17 protein-coding genes and 1 pseudogene are annotated in these 13,211 nt (G+C 62.1%); 8 read left to right on the top strand and 10 right to left on the bottom strand.

The window, feature by feature from the left end:
- Positions 1-432 (top strand): zinc-binding dehydrogenase (locus tag M729_RS0118500; protein ID WP_027162466.1); only part of this gene is annotated, 432 nt, incomplete at its 5' end.
- Positions 433-628: 196 nt separating this feature from the next.
- Here the strand turns inward: M729_RS0118500 and M729_RS0118495 are convergent.
- Positions 629-1,102, bottom strand: a complete 474-nt coding sequence (locus tag M729_RS0118495) for a MarR family transcriptional regulator (protein ID WP_027162465.1) — start codon at positions 1,100-1,102, stop codon at positions 629-631.
- Positions 1,103-1,191: 89 nt separating this feature from the next.
- On the opposite strand from M729_RS0118495, the gene hmgA reads away from it, so the two are divergent.
- The 5 genes and pseudogenes from hmgA to M729_RS1000000139310 form a co-directional block, all read left to right on the top strand.
- Positions 1,192-2,505, top strand: coding sequence for a homogentisate 1,2-dioxygenase (hmgA, locus tag M729_RS0118490; protein WP_027162464.1), 1,314 nt, complete (start codon positions 1,192-1,194; stop codon positions 2,503-2,505).
- Positions 2,506-2,516: 11 nt separating this feature from the next.
- Entirely contained in the window at positions 2,517-3,404 is an 888-nt protein-coding gene (locus M729_RS0118485; RefSeq protein WP_032808821.1) for an MBL fold metallo-hydrolase, read from the top strand.
- Positions 3,401-4,414: a fumarylacetoacetate hydrolase family protein gene (locus tag M729_RS0118480; protein ID WP_027162462.1), complete on the top strand. Its 1,014-nt coding sequence runs from the start codon at positions 3,401-3,403 to the stop codon at positions 4,412-4,414. Before M729_RS0118485 ends, M729_RS0118480 begins: the two co-directional genes overlap by 4 nt.
- Before the next feature lie 4 nt (positions 4,415-4,418).
- Positions 4,419-4,706 (top strand): hypothetical protein, encoded by a 288-nt coding sequence (locus tag M729_RS0118475; protein WP_027162461.1) that lies wholly within the window; start codon positions 4,419-4,421, stop codon positions 4,704-4,706.
- Between the two features lie 4 nt (positions 4,707-4,710).
- Positions 4,711-4,806, top strand: a pseudogene (locus M729_RS1000000139310) (damage-inducible protein DinB); the annotation flags it as partial.
- A gap of 27 nt (positions 4,807-4,833) precedes the next feature.
- Here M729_RS1000000139310 and M729_RS0118470 read toward each other — a convergent pair.
- The 3 genes from M729_RS0118470 to hppD form a co-directional block, all read right to left on the bottom strand.
- Positions 4,834-5,208: a type II toxin-antitoxin system VapC family toxin gene (locus M729_RS0118470; protein WP_013532314.1), complete on the bottom strand. Its 375-nt coding sequence runs from the start codon at positions 5,206-5,208 to the stop codon at positions 4,834-4,836.
- Positions 5,205-5,432 carry a type II toxin-antitoxin system prevent-host-death family antitoxin gene (locus M729_RS0118465; RefSeq protein WP_013532313.1) on the bottom strand — a complete coding sequence of 76 codons (228 nt, stop codon included), beginning with the start codon at positions 5,430-5,432 and terminating at the stop codon, positions 5,205-5,207. Before M729_RS0118465 ends, M729_RS0118470 begins: the two co-directional genes overlap by 4 nt.
- A 62-nt stretch (positions 5,433-5,494) precedes the next feature.
- Positions 5,495-6,607 (bottom strand): 4-hydroxyphenylpyruvate dioxygenase, encoded by a 1,113-nt coding sequence (gene hppD / locus M729_RS0118460; protein WP_024505598.1) that lies wholly within the window; start codon positions 6,605-6,607, stop codon positions 5,495-5,497.
- A 138-nt stretch (positions 6,608-6,745) separates the two neighbouring features.
- Here hppD and M729_RS0118455 point away from each other — a divergent pair, with 138 nt between their 5' ends.
- Positions 6,746-7,213 (top strand): Lrp/AsnC family transcriptional regulator, encoded by a 468-nt coding sequence (locus M729_RS0118455; protein ID WP_013532311.1) that lies wholly within the window; start codon positions 6,746-6,748, stop codon positions 7,211-7,213.
- A gap of 76 nt (positions 7,214-7,289) precedes the next feature.
- Here the strand turns inward: M729_RS0118455 and M729_RS0118450 are convergent, their stop codons facing one another.
- From M729_RS0118450 to aztA, 4 genes are all read right to left on the bottom strand, one after another.
- Positions 7,290-7,628 carry a TIGR01244 family sulfur transferase gene (locus M729_RS0118450; protein ID WP_013532310.1) on the bottom strand — a complete coding sequence of 113 codons (339 nt, stop codon included), beginning with the start codon at positions 7,626-7,628 and terminating at the stop codon, positions 7,290-7,292.
- Positions 7,629-7,778: 150 nt separating this feature from the next.
- Positions 7,779-8,720 (bottom strand): zinc ABC transporter substrate-binding protein AztC, encoded by a 942-nt coding sequence (aztC, locus tag M729_RS0118445; RefSeq protein WP_013532309.1) that lies wholly within the window; start codon positions 8,718-8,720, stop codon positions 7,779-7,781.
- Between the two features lie 27 nt (positions 8,721-8,747).
- Complete coding sequence (aztB, locus tag M729_RS0118440) at positions 8,748-9,623, bottom strand: zinc ABC transporter permease AztB (RefSeq protein WP_013532308.1); 876 nt, start codon at positions 9,621-9,623, stop codon at positions 8,748-8,750.
- On the bottom strand, positions 9,623-10,429 hold the full coding sequence (gene aztA / locus M729_RS0118435) for a zinc ABC transporter ATP-binding protein AztA (protein ID WP_027162460.1): 807 nt from the start codon (positions 10,427-10,429) through the stop codon (positions 9,623-9,625). Before aztA ends, aztB begins: the two co-directional genes overlap by 1 nt.
- A gap of 227 nt (positions 10,430-10,656) precedes the next feature.
- Between aztA and M729_RS0118430 the strand changes: the two genes are divergently transcribed.
- The gene (locus tag M729_RS0118430; RefSeq protein WP_024505595.1) at positions 10,657-11,001 is read left to right on the top strand and encodes a RidA family protein; all 345 of its coding nucleotides are present in this window, start codon (positions 10,657-10,659) and stop codon (positions 10,999-11,001) included.
- Between the two features lie 45 nt (positions 11,002-11,046).
- Here M729_RS0118430 and hutC read toward each other — a convergent pair whose 3' ends face one another.
- Both hutC and M729_RS0118420 read right to left on the bottom strand, forming a co-directional pair.
- Complete coding sequence (gene hutC / locus M729_RS0118425; RefSeq protein ID WP_084016258.1) at positions 11,047-11,784, bottom strand: histidine utilization repressor; 738 nt, start codon at positions 11,782-11,784, stop codon at positions 11,047-11,049.
- Positions 11,781-13,133, bottom strand: a complete 1,353-nt coding sequence (locus tag M729_RS0118420) for a formimidoylglutamate deiminase (protein WP_027162458.1) — start codon at positions 13,131-13,133, stop codon at positions 11,781-11,783. Before M729_RS0118420 ends, hutC begins: the two co-directional genes overlap by 4 nt.
- Positions 13,134-13,211: the final 78 nt, after the last annotated feature.

Genomic DNA, 13,211 nt, shown 5'->3' with positions numbered 1-13,211 from the left:
CCGGTGCGGCTGGCGCTGGCGAAAAAGCTCGGCGTCCAGCATGTCGTCGACGCGTCCAAGGAAAAGCTGCGCGATGTCATGCCGGCACTCGGCATGACCGAGGGTTTTGATGTCGGCCTCGAAATGTCGGGCGCAGCCCCCGCCTTCCGCGACATGATCGACACCATGAACAACGGCGGCAAGATCGCCATTCTGGGCATCGCCCCGACCGGATTCGAGATCGACTGGAACAAGGTCATCTTCAAGATGCTGCATCTCAAGGGCATCTATGGCCGTGAGATGTTCGAGACCTGGTACAAGATGATCGCGCTGGTGCAGGGGCCGCTGGATGTTTCCGGGCTTATCACGCACCGCATCGGCATCGACGATTTCCAAGCCGGCTTCGATGCAATGCGCAGCGGTAGTTCGGGCAAGGTGGTGATGGATTGGTAGGCAATAGAGGCCAGCGGGACAGCACCCCCCTCTGGCCTGCCGGCCATCTCCCCCGCAAGGAGGGAGATTGGCAGCTTCGGTGTTGCGCCTATCTCTGCAACGTTGGTGATTGGCGAAAGCATCCGTGACATCCGATCTCCCCCCTTGCGGGGGAGATGTCCGGCAGGACAGAGGGGGACGCTGTCCCGCCAACCTATCAGCTCTTCTTTCCTCCCAAAGCCGCCTCCAGAGCCGCCACCCCACTGGCGATCGCCCCCCGCTCTTCCTCACCAATCCTCGCCAACAGCTCCCGCTCGAACGCCTTCGCCAGCGGCACCATCTCGCGGTAGGCGGCAAGCCCGGCCTTGGTTAGCGTCAGATGCTCAACGCGGCGGTCGTTTTCGTCTGGCGTGCGCGTCAGCCAGCGACGCCGTTCGAGCTCGGCGACAGCGCGCGAAACCTTTGTCTTGTGCATGGCCGATTGCTCGCCGATTGCAGACGCCGTCATCGTTCCATGCTGCCCCAGCCCCGAAAGGGTGCGCCATTCCGGCCGCGTCAGGCCATGGCTGTCCTTGTATATCCTCGAGAATTCTCGGCTGACGGCGTCGGCAAGCCGGTAGAGCCGGTAGGGCAGGAAACTCTCCAGATTGAGAATTTCAGGCGCGTCGGGCACTTCGCTCTTGATCACCATTTTTTCAAAGCCGCCATTGATGGTTACACTTTCAATGGTTACAAATGAAACCAGTTTGGTCAATTGATATCCATTTCGGGAGGTAAGCAATGGCCTTTTCCTACATGCCGGGCTTCGGCAACGACTTCGAAACCGAGACGCTGCCCGGTTCGCTGCCGCAGGGGCGGAATTCACCGCAGCGGCCGGCCTACGGTCTTTACGCCGAACAGCTTTCCGGCTCTCCCTTCACCGCGCCGCGCGGCACCAACGAGCGCTCCTGGCTCTATCGCATCAGGCCGAGCGTCAAGCACACCGGCCGTTTCAAGGCGGCCAGCTATCCCTTGTGGAAGAGCGCTCCCAATGTCGGCGATCATGAACTGGCGCTTGGTCAATACCGCTGGAATCCGGTGCCGATGCCGAAGGAGCCGACCGATTTCATCGCCGGCATGCGCAGCATCACCACATCAGGCGACGTGCTCGGGCAAACCGGCATGGCGGCACATGTCTATGTTGCCAACACCTCGATGGCGGACGATCATTTCTTCAATGCCGACGGCGAGTTGCTGGTCGTGCCGCAGGTCGGCGCCTTGCGCTTCGTCACCGAGATGGGCGTCATTGAGCTGCGGCCCGGCGAGATCGCGGTGCTGCCGCGCGGCCTGGTCTTCAAGGTCGAGCTGGTCGACAAGGAAGTGCGCGGCTACGTCTGCGAGAACTACGGCGCCAAGCTGACGCTGCCCGACCGCGGCCCGATCGGCGCCAACTGCCTTGCCAACCCGCGCGATTTCAAGACGCCTTGTGCCTGGTTCGAGGAGAAGGAAACGCCGTGTCGGCTGACGGTGAAATGGTGCGGCAATTTCCATGTCACCGAGATCGGCCATTCGCCGCTGGATGTGGTTGCCTGGCACGGCAACTACGCGCCCTACAAATATGATCTGGCGACCTTTTCGCCGGTCGGAGCGCTGCTGTTCGACCATCCCGACCCGTCGATCTTCACCGTGCTGACCGCACCGAGCGGCGAGGAGGGTACCGCCAACATAGACTTCGTCATCTTCCCGCCGCGCTGGCTGGTGGCCGAAGATACCTTCCGGCCGCCCTGGTATCACCGCAACATCATGAGCGAGTTCATGGGCCTGATCCACGGCCAGTACGACGCCAAGGAAGAGGGTTTTGTGCCCGGCGGCATCAGCCTGCACAATCTGATGCTGGCCCATGGGCCGGATGCGCCTGGCTTCGAAAAGGCCTCGCGCGCGGACCTGAAACCGGTCAAGCTCGACAACACCATGGCGTTCATGTTCGAGACCCGATTTCCGCAGATGCTGACCCGCTACGGCGCCGAACTCGAAACGCGGCAGGACAATTACATCGACTGCTGGGCGGATCTGAAGAAGCGTTTCAATGGCACGCCCGAGGGCGACTGGTCTTGAGCACCGAGCCAATGCCGGATCGGCTGGTTATTTTGGGTTCAAAGGGTGGCCCTGCGCTGCGGCCAGGCGGTCCATGGCCGAGTTCGTCGCTGCTGCAGATCGGCGGCCGCAGCATCGTCGTCGACTGCGGCCTTGGCGTGACGCGTGGTCTGGTCGATGCCGGCATCAGCCTGAAGTCGCTCGACCTGATCTTCATCACGCATCTGCACTCCGACCATGTGCTTGAACTGGGGCCGCTGATCCACACCGCCTGGACGGCGGGCCTCGCGACGCCCGTCGGCGTGTTCGGTCCGCCCGGCACCGGTCATTACTGGCGGCGCTTTTGCCAGGCGATGGAGTTCGACATCGAGATCCGCATCGTTGACGAAGGCCGGCCGGATATTCGCGATCTGGTGTCGATCGGCGAATTCGGCGAAGGCCAGGTGGTCGCGCAGGGCGGCTTGACGGTTTCGGCGCTGCGCGTCGAGCATCCGCCGGTGACCGACTGTTTTGCTCTTCGCTTCGAGCATGGTGCCAAAAGCGTCGTGTTCTCCGCCGATACGGCCTTTTATCCGCCGCTCGCCGATTTTGCCCGAGGCGCCGACATCCTCGTCCACGAGGCAATGCTGGAAGAAGGCATCGAGCGACTGGTGGCCAGGACCGGCAATGGTGCGCGGCTCAGAGAGCATCTGCTCGCCAGCCACAGCTTTGCCGAAGAGGCCGGCAGCATCGCAAGCGATGCCGGCGTGAAGAGATTGGTGCTCAACCACCTCATTCCGGCCGACGATTCTTTGATAGGCGAGGCCGACTGGACTGCCGCCGTCAGGAAAACTTGGAACGGCGACTTGACGATCGCCCGCGACGGTCTTGTTGTGGGCTTAAGCAGCGCCAAAGCTGCAGCAGGAGAGGAAACCGCATGAAGCTTGCCACATTGAAGGACGGGACGCGCGACGGAAAACTCGTCGTCGTCTCGCGCGACCTGACACGCTTCACCGACGCCTCGTTCCTGGTACGCACGCTGCAGGCGGCGCTCGACGACTGGCGGCGCATCGCCCCGCATCTCGCGACGATAGCGGAATCGCTTGAGAACAATGCGATGCCGGCGGAGCGCTTCCACGAACATGACGCCCATTCGCCGCTGCCGCGTGCCTATCAATGGGCCGATGGCTCGGCTTACGTGAACCATGTCGAGCTGGTGCGCAAAGCGCGCGGCGCCGAGATGCCGGCGAGCTTCTGGACCGACCCGCTGATCTACCAGGGCGGCTCGGATTCTTTCATTCCGCCACGTGATCCGATCCGCACGGCTGACGAAGCCTTCGGCATCGACATGGAGGGCGAGGTCGCTGTCATCGTCGACGATGTGCCGATGGGTGCAAGCCTCGAAGAAGCAAAGGCAGCGATCCGACTGGTCATGCTGGTCAACGACGTTACGTTGCGCGCGCTCACCGGACCGGAACTGGAGAAAGGTTTCGGTTTTTTCCAATCAAAGCCGTCCTCGGCGTTTTCGCCGGTCGCTGTGACGCCGGACGAACTGGGTGATGCCTGGGGCGGCGGCAAGGTCAGCCTGCCGCTGCTTGCCGATCTCAACGGCAAGCCGTTCGGCCGCGCCAATGCCGGTATCGACATGACCTTCGACTTTCCTGCGCTGATCGTTCATGCAGCAAGGACACGGCCATTGGCCGCCGGCACGATCATCGGTTCCGGCACCATCTCCAACAAGCTAGACGGCGGGCCGGGCAAGCCTGTCTCGGCCGGTGGCGCCGGCTATTCCTGCATCGCCGAACTGCGCATGATCGAAACCATTGTGTCGGGCGAACCCAAAACGCCGTTCCTGCGCTTCGGCGACACGGTGCGCATCGAGATGAAGGACAAAACCGGGCATTCGATCTTCGGCGCCATCGAGCAGAAGGTCGAAAAATACGAGAGGTGAGGGCATGACGGCGGTCTATCTGCTGGCCGGTGTCTGGGCACTCGCCATACTGGCGGTCTTCATCCAGGCGATCCGGCTGAGCTATCGCATAGAGGCACGCTCGCCCGACCTGACCAACCGCAGCGGCTTTCCGCGCAAGGCGATGATGTTCCACACCATCACCAACATGGACGTCGCGCGGGACGCGGAAACGCAGAGCATGCGTCGGCGTATGAACTGGTTGCTGCTGATCGTTCTTGCTGGATTTGTCGTTATGTGGGCGGGCTTGTATCTGTCGCGGTCAACCGGATGACGTGATGAGCCTGCCCGACTACCCGCGCAGCATGGCCGGCAACAATCTCTGGTCGAACGACCGACTCTACCGCGCGGTATTGTCCCTTCAGCCCGGCGAAAGAGGTCAAGCGGCTGGGCTTGGGCGATCAGGCCAATACGACGTCATAGGCTGAAAATTGCCGATCCGCGGAGACCAACGTCAGGCCTTCAATTTGGGTCTGCGCAATAAGCAGGCGGTCGAAGGGATCGCGGTGGTGAAGCGGCAGATGTTCAAGTCTCGCCGCGTGTAGTTCGTTTACGCCGAGAATCGGAATCCCGTTCGATCGCAGGATGTCCACGATGTCGCCTGTGAGCGTCACTTTGCCGAGCGATTTCTTGATGGCGATCTCGGCCACCGAGACGGCGCTGACGATCACATCCTTGCCTGTGAGAAAGATATCGCGATGATGATCCGAAAGACGTGAATCGGCGTTGAGTACCCAAAGCAGAATATGGGTATCGACCAGATATCTGCGGCTCATTTAATATACTCGTCCCATTCGGGACCGAGTTCATCAAAATCATCCGATATCCAAATCTGGCCTTTCAGGGCGCCAAGCAAGCCTTTGCTCCCACCAGCCCGAACGGGAGCGCTCAAGGTTGCGACAACCTCTCCATGTCTGGTCAGATGGATCTCTTCGCCAGCCTGGGCACGTTTCACCAATTCGGAAAGCTGAGCCTTCGCTTTTGCCATGGGGATATTCATAGACGACCTCTTATGACCAGAATTTAGGTCATAACTGGCCGGGCCGCAAGTGAGTTCGATGGCTATTCCGCCGCCTGAACCTTGATCACCCCGCGCTTGATCTGGTCCTGTTCGATCGATTCGAACAGTGCGCGGAAATTGCCTTCGCCAAAACCTTCGTCGCCCTTCCTCTGGATGAACTCGAAGAAGATCGGCCCGATCACGGTTTTCGAAAAAATCTGCAGCAGGATCTTGGTCATGCCGCCGTCGACGACGCCTTCGCCGTCGATCAGGATGCCGTGCTTCTTCATCCGCTCGATCGGTTCGTCATGGCCGTTCACGCGGTCATACGACATGTCGTAGTAGGTTTCAGGCGGGCCGGGCATGAACTTCAGCCCGTTCTCGGCCAGTCTGTCGGTGGCCTCGTAGATTTCGTCGGTGCCGACGGCGATGTGCTGGATGCCTTCGCCATTGTACTTCTTCAGGTACTCGGCGATCTGGCTGGTCTCGTCCTTGGACTCGTTGAGCGGAATGCGGATCTTGCCGCAGGGCGAGGTGATGGCGCGGCTGACCAGGCCGGTGATCTTGCCGTCGATGTCGAAGAAATGGATCTGCTTGAAGCCGAACAGGTTGCGGTAGAAATCCCACCATTTGTCCATCTGGCCGCGATAGACATTGTGGGTCAGGTGATCGAGATAGTAGAAGCCGACGCCTTCCGGCCGCGGGTCGCGCGCACCCAGCCACTCAAACTCGGCGTCATAGGCCGAGCCCTTCTTGCCGTAGGTTTCGATGAAATAGAGCAGCGAGCCGCCAATGCCCACGATCGCCGGCACGTCCAGCGCCTTGTCGGCACCTTCGTAAGGTGTGGCACCCTTGGCAACGGCATGATCGAAGGCGTGTTTGGCGTCGACCACCCGCCAGGCCATCGAGGCGGCGCAAGGGCCGTGCTTGTCGACGAACTTCATCGCATGCGAGCCGGGTTCGGCATTGACGACATAGTTGATGTCGCCCTGGCGCCAGACGGTGATGTCCTTCGTGCGGTGCTTGGCCACCGCGATATAGCCCATGCGGGTGAACAGCTCAGCCAGCTTTTGCGGCTCCGGATGCGCGAATTCGACGAACTCGAACCCATCGGTGCCGGCCGGGTTGTCCTTGCTGATCCTGGCGGGCGGGGCGTCGTGCGGGAAGGGACCCATAATATTCCTCCGAAAGCTGGCCTGGCCTGAAAAGGCGATTTGACACGATGATAACGCGGAGGAGGCGCACGGTGCTTGCATTCAAACGCTTGAAATGATGATGTCATGCGTGAAGCGTGCATGATGTAAGGGAAAGCCATGGATGAGGCGCGCATTGACCAGTTCGACCGCAAGATAATGGCACTGTTGCAGGGTGATGCGCGGCTGACCAACAACGATCTTTCGGAGCGGGTGAACCTGTCGGCGTCGCAATGCTCGCGCCGCCGTCAGCGGCTGGAGGAGGACGGCTTCATCAGGGGCTATCGCGCTGTTCTCGACCGCGACAAGCTCGGTTTTTCCCTGGTCAACGTCATTTCGGTCACGCTCGCCACCCACAATCGCGACAATGCAAGGCGCTTCGGCGAACTGGTGGCGCGGCTGCCCGAAGTGCAGGAAGCGCACGCGCTGACCGGCGAGATGGACTACATCCTGAAAGTGGTGACGCCGGATCTCAAATCATTGTCGGAATTCGTCAACGGCGTGCTACTGCCGCACGAATCCGTGCAGCACGTGAAGACGGCGATCGTGCTGGAGACGCTGAAGGAAACCGGCGCGCTGCCGATTTAATCTGAGCGGATATCATTGATACGTCGGCAGGCCAGAGGGGGTGTGAAGGTCGCCAGCCTAATGACGGAAGGGCCGTTCAACCCTTCGACTGCTGGATCAGTCCATAGAGATTGGTGCAGCGGGCGCCGGAACGGCAATAGGCGAAGACCGGGCCGTCGAGTTCCTCGAGCGCTTCGGCCTGATCCTCGACATTCTCGGCCGTGATCTGGCCGCTGATCACCGGAATGTAGCGGAAGGCGAGGCCTGCGGCTTCGACCGCTGCCCCGACGGTGTCGGCAGAAGGCTGGCCCGGCTGTTCGTCATCGGGCCGGTTGCAGATGACGCTCTTGAAGCCGGCTTTCTTGATGGCGGCGACGTCTTCGGGCTGGATCTGGCCCGAAACCGAATAGTCCTCGCTGATTTCGCGGTATTCCATGGCAGCATCCTCGCAAACTGGTCAGGTGGCAGTCTTGCCACTCCCCGACATGGGCGGCAATCCGTGCCGAAGGATTTCTCTGCCAAATAGACATTGCGTGCCAGAAAATCCAACCGGGCCGATGCGGCCCGGCTGGGCAATCCTTCAAACTCAGCTGCCGAGAATAGCGCCTTTGATCTGACGGATGTTGTTGTGCATCATGTCGATATAGGTCGCGGCCGGGCCGTCGGGCTGCGACAGCGCGTCCGAATAGAGCGTGCCGCCGACCTTGATGCCGGTTTCGCTGGCGATCTGCTCGATCAGGCGCGGGTTGGTGATGTTCTCGACGAAGATCGCAGCCGCCTTGTCCTGCTTCACCTGATTGACCAGCTTGGCAACGTCTGCGGCGGATGGTTCGGAGTCGGTCGACACCCCTTGCGGGGCGAGGAAGGTCAGGCCGTATGCATGTTCGAAATAGCCGAAGGCGTCGTGCGAGGTGATGACGACGCGCTTGCTCTCCGGGATCGAGGCAATTGCCGCTTTCACTTCACCTTCGACCGCGTCAAGCTTCTTGGTGTAGGCGGCGGCATTGGTCTGATAGCTGACGCAGCCTTCCGAATCGGCCGCGCAGAAAGCCTCGGCGATGTTCTTCACATAGATCCTGGCGTTGGCAATCGACTGGAATGCGTGGGGATCGGTGACCGTCTTGCCGCCGCCGGTGCCGGCACCTTCGGCCGCGTCGGCATCGGCGAATTCAGGCTTGAAATCGATCGGCGTCACGCCCTTGGTCAAGGTGATGATCGAGGCCTTGGTGGCACTGGCATCGACCAGCCGCTGCAGAAAACCTTCGAAATGCAGGCCGTTGACCAGCACGATGTCGGCCTTGGCCATGGCCACCGCATCGGCCGGGCTCGGCTCGTAGACATGGGCATCGCCATCCGGCCCGACGATGGTGGTGACATCGATGCGGTCGCCGCCGACATTTTTGGCGAAATCGGCAATGACGGTGAAGCTGGCGACCACTTTCAGCGGGGCCGCGAAGGCCGACGATGCGCCAAAGGCGGTTAATGTTATAACGCTCATCGCCAGGGCGGCATGGATGGATTTCAGCATAGAGGGGTCTCCTTCTAGGGGCGGGGATCAGGCCGTTCTGTGACGGTGATGGATGATGCGTGCGCGCAGAATGCCGCGCGTGCCAAACAGGATCGAGGCGAAATAGACGACGCCGGCCGACAGGATGATGGCCGGGCCGGATGGCAGCGAGGCGTGATAGGACAAAAGCAGCCCGGCGACGCAGGATGCGAAGCCGATCAGTACGGCCAGCACGCACATCGGCTCGACGCGAACCGTCCAGAAGCGGGCGGCCGCGGCCGGCAGCATCATCAGCCCAACCGATAGAAGCGTGCCGAGCGCCTGGAAGCCGCCGACGAGGTTGAGTACGACAAGGCCGAGGAAGATGAAATGCACCGGGCTGCCGAGCCGGCTGACCGAGCGCAGGAACAGCGGGTCGAGGCATTCGGCGACCAGCGCCCGCCAGAAGATGGCGAGGCTAACCAGCGTCACCGCGACGATGCCGCCGATCAGCGTCAGGGCCTCGTCATTGAGCGCCAGCACGGTGCCGAACAGCACATGCATGAGATCGACGCTGGAACCGCGGATCGACACCATCAGCACGCCGATGGCGAGCGAAATCAGGTAGAAAGCCGCCATCGAGGCGTCTTCGCGCTGGATGGTGAAACGCGAGACGGCGCCGGCGCCGAGCGCGACGATGACGCCGGCGATCAGGCCGCCGATGGTCATCGGCAGGATTTCCAGCCCATAGAACAGGAAGCCGGCGGCTGCACCGGGCAGGATTGCGTGCGCCATGGCGTCGCCCGACAGGCTCATGCGCCGCAGCATAAGGAAGACGCCGATCGGGCAGGCGCCGAGCGACAGCATCAGCGAGCCGATCAACGCCCGCTGCATGAAGGCGAAATCGGCGAAGGGCGCGATGACTAGGCCGTAAAGCATGTCCATCAAGCAGCCCTCGGTCCGACGCCATGTCGGTGATCGTGATCGTGGCCATGGTGATCGTGACCATGAGCGTCCTCGCCCGGCTCGCACCAGGGTGCATTTTCTTCCCAGGCCTCGTGAAAACGGCGAGCGCGCAACAGATTTTCAGGCTTCAGCGTTTCCCGGGTTTCGCCCCAGGCGATCGGCTGGCGGGCCAGAAGCAGCGTTTCGGGGAAATTCTGCCGCACCAGATCCAGATCGTGGACGACGACCATGATGGTGCGTTCCTCGCCATGCCAGTGCTTGATCAGCGCAATGAGGTCGCCGACTGTCTTGGCGTCGACGGCGTTGAAGGGTTCGTCGAGCAGGATGAGGTCGGCGTCCTGCAGCAGCACACGCGCAAACAGCGTGCGCTGCAACTGGCCGCCCGACAGCGTGTCGATCGGCCGCTTTTCAAAACCGCCGAGGCCCACCGCCATCAGCGCCTTGCTGACGTCATCGCGATCTTCCCTGGTGTAGCGGCCAAGCAGGCCGCGCCGTGGCCACAGGCCGAGCGAAACCAGATCCACCACCCGTGCCGGAAAGGAGCGGTCGAGCTCCGATTGCTGCGGCAGATAGGCGGCACGTACACCGGGCGCGCGGACAACCTCGCCGGCCATGGGCTTCAGGACGCCGACAATGCCTTTCATCAGCGTCGATTTGCCGGAGCCGTTGGCGCCGACCACAGCGGTCAGCGAGCCCTTGCGGATGGTGCCGTCGAGATGATGGATCGCCGGATGGCTGCCGTAGCCAAGCGTCAGGTCGCGGAATGTCAGGCAGGTATTTGTCATTCTGCGATCCGTAGGCGGCGAAATCCGGCTGCTGGCAGCGGCCGATTGGATATGTGATGTTATTACATTAGTCAACAAGTCAATCCGGCGGAATTGCGGCGGCAGGGTCAACTTGCCGTGTGTGCACATCCATATGCCGTTGGCCCAAGGGGATTCGACCTAGCGACCTTGCCCCAAGCCGGTCGCGACTCTAAAGAAGCGCAACCGCCACAGGAAGGAACCATCCAATGAGCATTCGTCGCATCGATGTCGGCCCGCGCATGAGCCAGATCGTCATCCATGGCAATACCGTCTATCTGGCTGGTCAGGTCGGCCAGCCAACCGGCAACGTCGCTTCGCAGACCAGGGACATCCTGGCGGCTGTAGACGAATTGCTGGCCAAGGCTGGCTCCGACAAGACCAAGATCCTGCAGGCGATCATCTGGCTGGCCGACATGAGCACCTTTGCCGAGATGAACGCTGAGTGGGACAAGTGGGTGCCGCAGGGCAACACGCCAGCCCGCGCCACCGGCGAAGCAAAGCTCGCCGCCCCGGAATATCTGGTCGAGGTTATTATTACCGCTGCGATTTGAGGCGTTGAAGCTGCCAATCTCCCCCCACGTGGGGGGAGGTCAGCCTCACCCCTGCGGCCTGAACCTCGCCACCAGCGTGTGGCTCTCGGCCGCGTAGGTGAAGCGCACATGGGTGACCGGGTGCTCGGCGCTCCACGTCCGTCGCTCGACCACCAGGCAGGGCGCACCGGTTTCTATATCGAGTGCAGCCGCGATATGCCTGTCGGCGGCGACAGCGCGAATCCGGTGCTCGGCTTCGCTCCACGGCACGCGGCCAATCAGCCATGGTCCTGGTGCGGTGGCCACGAATTCCTCGTCCGCTGCCTCGGGCACGGCGGTGAGATTGATCAGCCGCTGTTCATGCGCGAACGGCCGCTCGCCGGCGAAATGACCGCACTCCAGCGCCAGCACCGGTCCGGCCAAGCCCAGCTCCAGCAGCGCGCGATCCCCGGCGCTGCTGCGCCTTTTGTGTCGGGCGACGCGCTCGTAGCGATAGGGCAGGCCGAGCGCTTCGACCTCGATGCGGATATCGTGGATTTCCAGCACCGCGGCCTGCGACTGCGGCCGGCGCACAAAGCTGCCTGAGCGGCGGCGGCGCTCGATCAGTCCGGCCTTGGCAAGCTGCGACAGCGCCTTGTTCACCGTCATGCGCGAGCAATTGTATTGCACGCTCAACTCATGCTCGAACGGGATGCGATGACCGGGCGCCCAGGCGCCGGACAGGATTTTCTCGCTGATGTCAGAGAGGATGCGCTGGTGCAGCGAGCCGCCGCCTTCCGCCTCCACAGTGCCGGCCATGCTCATGCCGAAAGCGCCGTCATCACGTTGCGAAAACGCTCAGCGATGGCCTCTCGCTTCACATGCCTGCCGCCGCTGACCTGTTTGCGGCCATGCACCCAGACGCAGTCGACCTTGCTGCCATTGGCGAAGATCCAGGCGTCGAGGATCGCGTCGCCACTCTTGCCGGCCAGCGAGGGATTTTTAGGATCGAGCGAGACGAGATCGGCGGATGCGCCGGCGGCGATCGAGGAAGCGCCGGCGCCAAGCGCGACGCTGCCACCGTCGAGCGCGGCGTCGAACAGTGCGCGGCCGGTCGAGCCGCCGGCGACCGCCAGCACATTGCGGGCGCGGTGGGCGAGGCGCTGCGAATATTCGAGCTGGCGCAACTCGTCGGGCAGGCCGATGAGCACATTGGAATCGGAGCCGACGCCATAGCGGCCGCCATGTTCCCTGAACAGCGGCGCGGCAAAAGTGCCGTCACCGAGATTGGCCTCGGTGATCGGGCATAGGCCGGCGATGGCACCGCTTTTGGCCATGGCAACGGTTTCAGCATCGGTCATGTGGGTGGCGTGGATCAGGCACCAGCGCTTGTCGACTTTGGCATTGGCCAGCAGAAATTCGACCGGCCGCGCGCCCGACCAGGCAAGGCAATCCTCGACTTCTTTCACCTGCTCGGCAATGTGGATGTGGATAGGCCCGTCCGGCGCTAGGGCAGTCACGTCAATCAGTTCTTCCGGTGTCGCGGCGCGAAGGCTGTGCGGAGCGACGCCGACAACAGCCTGATCCAACGCGCGAACCGATTCGCGGCATTTCTCAACAAGCCGCGAGAATCGATTCACATCGTTGATGAATCGCCGCTGGCCTTCGTTTGGTGCGGCACCGCCGAAAGACGAGTGCGCATAAAACACCGGCAAAAGCGTCAGGCCGATGCCTGCCTCGCCGGCCGCGGCCGCAATGCGCTCGGCCATCTCGGCGAGGTTGGCGTAGGGTTTTCCATCGCGGTCGTGATGCAGATAGTGAAATTCGCCGACGCGGGAAAAACCGGCCTCCAGCATCTCGACATAGAGTTGTGCGGCAACCGCCTCGACCTGATCGGGCGTCATCGACAGGGCGAAACGGTACATCACCTCGCGCCAGCTCCAGAAACTGTCGGCGGAGGGGCCGCGAAGCTCGGCAAGGCCGGCCATGCCGCGCTGGAAGGCGTGGCTGTGCAAATTGGGCATGCCGGGCAACAGGATCGCGTGACGTTCGTCGCCGGCTGCCGCAGCAGCGCCAGGCTGAACGGCTGTGATGCGTCCCTCGGCCAGGGTAAGCCGCACATTTTCGCGCCAGCCATCGGGAAGGAGCGCCTGTTCCGCAAAGATCGCTGCCACTTTTCTCTCCGGTTCTCTGTGTCTCATGCGATGAAGGCACTTGCAGTGCGTTTCAATATGTATATACATAATCGTCAT

Source organism: Mesorhizobium sp. WSM1293 (genome assembly GCF_000513875.1).
GTDB lineage: Bacteria > Pseudomonadota > Alphaproteobacteria > Rhizobiales > Rhizobiaceae > Mesorhizobium > Mesorhizobium ciceri.
Note: the sequence above shows the minus strand (reverse complement) of the source record. Positions and strands in the feature narration are given on the sequence as shown.